The 1805-nt window shown below is 68.0% G+C and carries 1 protein-coding gene; it reads left to right on the top strand.

The window, feature by feature from the left end; translation table 11 throughout:
• The first annotated feature begins 136 nt into the window (after positions 1–136).
• The gene (locus GWK61_RS54385; RefSeq protein ID WP_228564559.1) at positions 137–1792 is read left to right on the top strand and encodes an IS4 family transposase; all 1656 of its coding nucleotides are present in this window, start codon (positions 137–139) and stop codon (positions 1790–1792) included.
• The last annotated feature ends 13 nt before the right edge of the window (positions 1793–1805 follow it).

Below are 1805 nucleotides of genomic sequence, written 5' to 3'. Positions count from 1 at the left end.
CAAGAGCGGGTAGTTAAGGGTTTGGGGTGGGTGTCAAGGCCCTGAACTGCTGGTTGGTATGTGAAACGAGACCTCTGATACATCGGGACTGTCTAGGAACCCTGGTTTCGGAGGTCTCGTCGTGTGTGAGTCTGCCATGGTCAGTGTCGATCGCACCATGCAGGTGGCGCCGGGGTTGTTTGCGGCGGGGCATCTGGGTGAGTTGACGGCGTTGGTGCCGTTCGAGCTGGTGGATGCGGTGTTGGCTGACACTGGGTGTGTGCAGCGCAGGGTTCGGATGCTGCCGTCGCGGGTGGGTGTGTATCTGGTGTTGGCGATGGTGTTGTTCCCGCAGGTGGGTCTGGTCGGGGTGTGGTCCAGGCTGGTCGGGGGGTTGCGGGGTGTTGCGGGTGTCACGGTGCCGCGGCCGTCGGGTAAGGCGTTGCGGGATCTGCGGCGCCGGGTGTCGGTGGCGCCGATGAGGTCGTTGTTCGAGCATCTGGCCGGTCCGACCTCGTGGCCGGGGATGCCGGGCTGTCGCTATCGGGGGCTGCGGATGGTGGCTGTGGACGGGTGTTCCTCGTTCAAGGCCCCGGACAGCCCGCGGAACCGGGCGGTGTTCCGGATCGGGCGGCGCCGGTCGGGTAATGACGGCTGGCCGGGGGTGCAGCTGCTGGCGTTGGCCGAGTGCGGCACCCGGGCCTTGCTGGGCGCGACGGTGACGGCGTTGTCGGTGGGGGAGATCACCGCCGCTGCTGCGTTGTGGGCCCGGTTGGATGCCACGATGCTGCTGCTGGCCGATGCGGCCTTCGACGCCGACAAGGTCATGGCTGCTGTTGCCGGACGCGGGGCGCAGTTCCTCATCCGGGCCAACAGCGTGCGCAAGCCCGCGGTGCTGGCTGTGCTGCCCGATGGTTCGTTCCTGACCCGCATCGGCGATCTGAGGCTGCGGGTGATCGATGCGCACATCAGCGTCACCGGCGCCGACGGCACCGTGGTGACCGGCCGCTGGCGCCTGCTGACCTCGCTGACCGATCACCGCACCCATCCGGCAAAGACCCTGGTGGAGGTCTACCACCAGCGCTGGGAGATCGAGACCTGCTTCTTCGGGCTGCGCCACACCCTCACCGGCCGCACCGTGCTGCGCTCGCACGACCCCTCCGGCATCACCCAGGAGATGTGGGCCCTGGCCTGCCTGTGGCAGATCCTGGCCACCACCATGACCGACGCCGCCGGCACCCGGCCCGGCTTCGACCCGGACCGGTGCAGCTTCACCGTCGCCTTGAACACCGCCCGCGACAGCGTCATCCGCGCCGAAAACATCGCCGGACCCCCCGACCCGCTGCTCGGCACCATCGCCACAGCCGTCCTGGACCAGCCGCTAGATCCCCGCCGGCCCCGCATCGCCGCCCGCGTACTCAAACAACCCGGCTCCCGCTACCCCAAACACCGACCCGACGACCCCCGCCCGGCAACCGGCACCCCCATCACCGACATCGACACACACATCCAGCCACCACCAAGACCACAAACCCCGACACCGGACCCAGCCCTGATCCACGCCCTACACAACCAACACCCGGCCATGACCCAACACATGATCAACGCCCTGGCCATCCTGCACACCACACCCGGCACACCCCACTCCGGCCGCGCCATCGCCCGCGCCCTGGGCATCACCGGCCGCACCGCACTCAACGTCTTCGGCGTCGCCCTCAACACCGCCGCCCACCGCGGCCACATCACCAAAACCGCACCCGGCACCTACACCATCACCCCACAACAAGCCTTGACACCGGCCACAAACCCTTAACTACCCGATCTTG

Source organism: Catenulispora rubra (assembly GCF_015356825.1).
GTDB classification, from domain to species: Bacteria; Actinomycetota; Actinomycetes; order Streptomycetales; family Catenulisporaceae; genus Catenulispora; species Catenulispora rubra.
This window is presented reverse-complemented; position numbering and strand designations above follow the sequence as displayed.

Bases quoted from the DNA above. Each gene is read 5' to 3' on its own strand.
- GWK61_RS54385 (WP_228564559.1), top strand. From the start codon at position 137: ATGGTCAGTGTCGATCGCACCATGCAGGTGGCGCCGGGGTTGTTTGCG.